This is a genomic window from [Lactobacillus] rogosae, assembly GCA_900112995.1.
GTDB classification, from domain to species: Bacteria; Bacillota; Clostridia; order Lachnospirales; family Lachnospiraceae; genus Lachnospira; species Lachnospira rogosae.
Genome location: FONU01000021.1, coordinates 56255 through 62687, shown reverse-complemented (window position 1 = coordinate 62687; position 6433 = coordinate 56255). Strand labels below are relative to the sequence as shown.

At 36.0% G+C, this 6433-nt stretch carries 6 protein-coding genes; 4 read left to right on the top strand and 2 right to left on the bottom strand.

What is annotated here, in order from left to right; all coding sequences use genetic code 11:
- Positions 1–420 precede the first annotated feature (420 nt).
- The 3 genes from BM157_RS10100 (at position 421) to BM157_RS10090 (ending at position 2986) form a co-directional block, all read left to right on the top strand.
- The gene (locus BM157_RS10100) at positions 421–1647 is read left to right on the top strand and encodes a 6-phosphofructokinase (protein WP_090140972.1); all 1227 of its coding nucleotides are present in this window, start codon (positions 421–423) and stop codon (positions 1645–1647) included.
- A 278-nt stretch (positions 1648–1925) separates the two neighbouring features.
- Entirely contained in the window at positions 1926–2558 is a 633-nt protein-coding gene (locus BM157_RS10095; RefSeq protein WP_055306911.1) for a DUF4230 domain-containing protein, read from the top strand.
- A 155-nt stretch (positions 2559–2713) separates the two neighbouring features.
- Positions 2714–2986, top strand: coding sequence for a hypothetical protein (locus BM157_RS10090; protein WP_055176835.1), 273 nt, complete (start codon positions 2714–2716; stop codon positions 2984–2986).
- Here the strand turns inward: BM157_RS10090 and BM157_RS10085 are convergent.
- Together BM157_RS10085 and BM157_RS10080 are read right to left on the bottom strand one after the other, a co-directional pair.
- Positions 2983–3651 (bottom strand): DUF4867 family protein, encoded by a 669-nt coding sequence (locus tag BM157_RS10085; protein WP_055306912.1) that lies wholly within the window; start codon positions 3649–3651, stop codon positions 2983–2985. The two genes, BM157_RS10090 and BM157_RS10085, sit on opposite strands and share 4 nt — an antisense overlap.
- Before the next feature lie 43 nt (positions 3652–3694).
- On the bottom strand, positions 3695–4657 hold the full coding sequence (locus tag BM157_RS10080; protein WP_090140970.1) for a D-2-hydroxyacid dehydrogenase: 963 nt from the start codon (positions 4655–4657) through the stop codon (positions 3695–3697).
- A gap of 264 nt (positions 4658–4921) precedes the next feature.
- Between BM157_RS10080 and BM157_RS10075 the strand changes: the two genes are divergently transcribed.
- Positions 4922–6289, top strand: coding sequence for an MATE family efflux transporter (locus tag BM157_RS10075; RefSeq protein WP_055306913.1), 1368 nt, complete (start codon positions 4922–4924; stop codon positions 6287–6289).
- The last annotated feature ends 144 nt before the right edge of the window (positions 6290–6433 follow it).

Below are 6433 nucleotides of genomic sequence, written 5' to 3'. Positions count from 1 at the left end.
CCCCGCCGTGCACGTCAAGGAAAGCTTTGCTTCCCTTGACTGTCGGGCGTTCGCCCTATTGGACAAAAAGTTAAAAAAGAACTTCGTGCAAGCACAGTTCTTTTTTATTTTTTTGTCCAGCACGGCTCATTGCTTACGCACATTATATCATATGCCCTGCGTTGCTTTTCCACGCATCCGAAGTTTCGAAGAAACTTCTAAGTGACTACGAAGTAGTCATATTATATCATATTATAAATATTTTGAAAGTTTCCTGTTTTGGTGGGAAGAATTTATTAAATTAATTATCTTTTTTAAGTTGTATGATTGCTTTAATTATGTTAATATTAATTTAATAAAATATTTATGACAGATTTAAGTCTAGAGGGAATTTAGGTCTGTTTACATCTTTATTATTATAATAATTTTCGGAGGACATTTATGTTAGGTAATGTTATCGTAGGACAGTCTGGTGGACCAACTTCCGTAATCAATTCAAGTCTTGCAGGTGTATTCAAGACAGCAAAAGATAGAGGAGCTAACAAAGTATATGGTATGCTTCACGGCATCAAGGGTCTGCTTGACAAGCAGTATGTAGATCTCTCAGAGAAGATTAAGACTGATATCGATATCGACCTTTTAAAGAGAACACCTTCTTCTTATTTAGGTTTATGTCGTTATAAGCTCCCAGAAATATCTGATGACAGAGATACTTACGAGAAGATTTTTGAAATACTTAAAGAACTCAACATTTCATACTTCTTCTACATAGGTGGTAACGATTCAATGGACACTATCAAGAAGCTTTCTGACTACGCTCTTCTTGTAGGCAGTGATATCAAGTTTATGGGTGTTCCTAAGACAATCGATAATGACCTTGCAGTTACTGACCACACTCCTGGATTTGGTAGTGCTGCTAAATTCATAGCCGCTACTATGAAAGAGATTATCCGCGATGGTCTTGTATATGACTATCCAACAGTAACTATCGTTGAGATTATGGGACGTAATGCCGGTTGGCTTACAGCCGCTTCTGCTCTTGCAAGAGGCGAGGATTGTGAAGGCGTAGACCTCATTTATCTTCCAGAAAAGGTATTTGATATTGACCACTTCCTTGAAAGAGTTAAAGAAATCGCTTCTAAGGGACGTTCAATGGTAATCGCCGTTTCTGAAGGTATTAAAGTTATGGACGGAAGATATGTATTTGAACTTTCTGACCACGTTGAATTCGTTGATGCTTTCGGTCACAAGCAGTTAGCTGGTTCTGCTAAGTTCCTTGCTAACAAAGTCGGTTCTGAACTTGGTATCAAGACAAGAGCTATTGAATTATCAACATTACAGCGTTGTGCAGCTCATATGACATCTCGTACAGATATCACAGAAGCATTCAACGTTGGTGGTGCTGCTGTTAAGGCTGCATTTGAAGGCGAGACTGGTAAAGTTGTTGTACTTAAGAGAGTTTCTGATGATCCATATATGTGCATTACAGAAACACACGATGTACACCAGATTGCCAACATCGAGAAGAAAGTTCCACTTGAGTGGATTACTGAAGATGATTTTGTCACAGAAGACCTTATTCACTATATCAGACCATTAATTCAGGCTGAACTTTCACCAATTATGGTTGATGGTCTTCCTAGACATCTTAATGTTAATATGGACTAGTAGTCCAAACAGACTGGCTTCCCTCTTTTATATGCCGGTCTTCTGCTAATCTTTATTATATGTATCACATATTAGAAGCCTGGTGCGTAAGCATCAGGTTTCTTTATTATATATCAAATTGCACATAACAGAATTCCATTTTTAAAATTCCAGCACTTTATTAACCTATAAGACAAAAATATTTTTGACCTGTTTATTACATTATGATAAAATCGCATTAATATGATTAATATATATGCAACAACGCTATTATAAAACTACTACTATGGAGGATTACTATGTCCCGCAATAAGTTACAAAAGGTACTCGATATTAAATTTATAATCGCTGTAATAATCATCATATTATTATGTGCTGTGCTTGTATACACAAGAAAAGAAGCTAAAAGCAATTACGTTTCTGATGAAAAGATTACAGAAATCGGCTTTGAAAATATCGGTGAGCTTGCAACCCAGTCAGTAACAACCACTACTGTAAGGGTTGAAACCAAAGACCTTAAGCTGTTTAATGTAAGCATACCTTTGACACAATCCAAATACATATATACATATAATACAACTATCAAGGCTGGAATTAATTTCAGCGATGTCAAATGGCAGCTCGGCGACACTGACGATACAAGCCATAACATATATGTAGACATTCCTGAAGTTAAGACTTTATCGGCTGACATTGACCTTGACTCCTTCAAAGTACTACACGAGGAGAACAACATTTTCTCTCCTATAACACTTACTGAGCATAACGACTCTTTAATCCAGCTAAGAGAAAATGCTTTATCAGACGCAATAAACAGCGGCTTGTACGACAGGGCACTTGATAACGCTAAGACTATTCTTACTTCATTTATTAGTCAGGTATACCCTTCAAATGAATATAGCATAATATTCTCGGAGCGTGCTAGTGAGTAATATTACGGCAGATTATGATTTTTAACTAAAATCCTACTGCAATACCATTAAGTAATACATGGCAGATTACGATTTTTAACTAAAATCCTACCATAACACAGACTAATACTATCACAGGTTACCAGCCTATATTAATGTAAGAACGGAGAAAATATATGTTTCGATTATGGTGTAAACTTTTCGATGAGTCCAATCATCTTATGAAAGATATGGTCTATGCTAATTCTGATATAGATATTAACAGAACCAAAAAGATATTTGATGGCATAAAAGAAGCCTGCTATACATTCGATCTGAGCGAGCCTATATGGCTTGACTCTAATATAGCAGACTTCCAACGCCACTCTAAAGTAAGATTTACTAAAGATAATTTTATTGATTCAATTGACTTTGCTTATATGGAAGTTCAGGTTATTGAAGAAGATTAAATCTCAATATTCTCACCCTTAAGTCCAATATATGCACTATCATCAAGACCGCCTTCGGCGTGGCCTATAAGCCACTTATTAGTAGCCGCAAGAAGTGCATCTTCATTGATATTACTACTGCCAGTATTCTCATTTGAGGTGCTGGCTGTTTTATTATCTATTCTTATATGCTTTGACTTTAATGGATAGTTAGTTCCCTTTGGAAGCACGACTGCAACCTGAAATCCCTTACCATCTATGCCGCAAGGCGCATAATGAAGTGTTGTAGAATACACTTCAACAGCCGTTCCTGCTGGAACCCTGAAAGCTTTTACATTAGCTGTGTCATATATATAATCATCGTTAACATCTGTCAGCAGTCCCAGCATAAGAATCATATCCGTAGCCGCAATATTAATCTCTGAATCCCTGTGATACTCAAGTGCATTAAGCTTTGAATTATGTCCATTACAGTAACCTATCTGAATTGGCATTTCACCATATACAACTGAGGAAATGTCAAGCCTTATAGGAAGTGCTTCAAGCTCCTTTACTGCTGGTTCATATACAACACCTGATGGTATTGGAGTTCTTTTTAATTCCTGTATAAGCTCTGTAAAATCCACATTATCAACTACACGTCCATATTTCTTAAATTCATCATCATTAACTGATAAAATCTGCATACTCTTCTCCATTCCGCTTATTATACTGCCATTTCTTCTACACTTACACTACCGCATTTCTTGCTTCACCCTTAGTGAAAGCTGCAATATTCTCATATACTTCGTCCATAAGTCTTGTTCTTGCTTCTACTGTACCCCACGCTACATGTGGTGTAATCACAAGCTTTGTGCTATCCTTAATCCTAAGAAGCGGGTTATCCTTTTCTATAGGCTCTTTTCCAAGTACATCAAGTCCTGCCGCAGCAATCTTTCCCTGTTCAAGTGCCTCTGTTAAATCTGCATCATTAACGATAGGACCTCGTCCAAGATTTAAAAGCACTGTACTTGCCTTCATCTTATCAAATGCTTCTTTATTAAAAAGATTATTGGTCTTATCATTAAGTGGTGCGTGAATAGATATTATGTCTGATTTTTTCAAGAATTCGTCAAACTCTTCTCTCTCATAAGGCACATCCTGTGTCTTTCCACTTGCTGAATAATATATAACCTTACATCCGAAATCTGAGGCTATCTTTGCAACACCTTTTCCTATAGTTCCAAGACCAACTATGCCCCATGTCTTTCCTGAAAGTTCGTGGAATACATTGGAAAAATGTGAAAAAATCGGACATTCTGCATACTCACCTGATTTAACATAGTTGTCATAATAGTTCATCTTCTCTATAAGATACAGTCCCAATGCAAATGTATGCTGTACAACTGAGTCTGTTGAATATCCCGCAACATTGGCTACTCTTATATTCTTTTCCTTAGCATAATTAATATCAATATTATTATAACCCGTTGCTGTTTCTGCTATCATCTTTAAAGCTGGTGCACAATCTATAAATTCCTTGTCTGCAACAATCTTATTGATAATAACAACGTCCGGATTAAACCCTGCAGTTCTTTCAAGTGCCTCCTGCCTTGTACTTGTCTGGTAGCTCTTAACCTCACCAAGACCATAGAACTTGTCTACATTAACATCTTCTCCGTATGTAGACGAATCAAGCATAAGAATTTTCATAATAATACCTCCATTCTGCCTTTGTATGCCTTTAAAACATAACTTTTCACGGCTTCATTTTCTGACATTTCAATTATACTTCTCTGTAATTTATAATTCAATTGTAAATGTTATCGTTTAATTTTACATAAGTTTTAATTTGTGTTTACAATATCAAAGTGATATACTTGCAATCGTTTTAAGGAATAACATTTTATATATGTAATATTAAATATATAATCTTTATTAATAACTTTTTAATCACAAATGGAGAAAGTGAAATATATGAAACGTATTGATTTTGAAAATGGAACTATAACCAATAATATTTTAAATGCGGCTATACCTATGCTTGTGGCACAGATTTTAAGTCTGTTATACAATATTGTAGACAGAGTGTACATTGCAAGGATTCCCGATGTCGGAACAAATGCCCTTGGTGCAGTTGGACTATGCTTTCCAATAATTATGATTATGACCGCTTTCAGCAACCTCTTTGGAAGCGGAGGTGCACCTTTATTCTCAATTAAGAGAGGAATGGGTGATGAAAAAAATGCTAACACCATTATGAACACTTCTTTTACAATGCTTTGCGGCTCCGCAATTATTCTTATGTGCATATGCCTCTTATTTGCAGCCCCTCTGCTCACACTCTTTGGAGCTTCTGACACAGCACTTAAGTACGCATTTCCTTATCTGTGCATTTACCTTATCGGAACCCTTCCTTCAATGATAGCAACAGGAATGAACCCATTTATCAATGCACAGGGCTACTCAACAATCGGTATGCTCTCTGTTGCAATCGGTGCTATTGCCAATCTTATATTAGACCCGGTGTTTATATTTATCCTTAATCTTGGAATAAAAGGTGCGGCTGTGGCAACTGTTATTTCACAGCTTATGTCAGCTTCATTTGTAATATATTTCTTAAGATTTAAAGCTGAATTAAAGATAAGCTTTATAAGAAAAAATGAACTGCCACAATGTCTGAATTTTGCAAAAGATATAATCAGCCTTGGTACTTCCGGCTTTGTAATGCAGCTTACTAACAGCCTTGTATCAATATGCTGTAACAATGTTCTCTCAGTTACCGGCGGCGATATTTACATTTCTGTAATGACTATTGTTTCAAGCATACGGCAAATGGTTGAGACACCTATATACGCAATCAACGAAGGTTCTTCACCAATTATCAGCTATAATTATGGTGCCAAAAGGCCAGGAAGGGTGCGTAAAGCCGGACTTACTATGGGGGCATTAATATTAGGATATACCGCAGTTATGTGGAGCATAATACTTCTTGCCCCTCATATGCTTATTAATATTTTCAGCTCTGATACTTCACTTATGGAAGATGCAGTATCAGCATTGAAGATATATTTTGCCGCATTTATATTTATGGACCTGCAATACATCGGACAGACCATTTTCAAATCCCTTAATAAGAAAAAACAGGCTATATTCTTCTCTTTATTAAGAAAAGTATTTATTGTAATACCTCTTACATATATTATGCCTTACGCTCTTAATATGGGAACAAATGGTGTATTTGCAGCCGAACCTGTATCTAATATAATTGGCGGAAGCATATGTTTTATAACTATGCTGTGTACCATTCTCCCCGAACTTAAGCAGATGGAAAATGATAGATAATAACGACTTTTCTCCTTGTATTCGACAGACATTGATAGTATAATTCAATTAAGATATTTTGTGCGACAATATATCAATATAATGCCTTAATGGATAACATTTTAAATGTTATTTCGATATATTCTGGCATTATATCTTTTAATG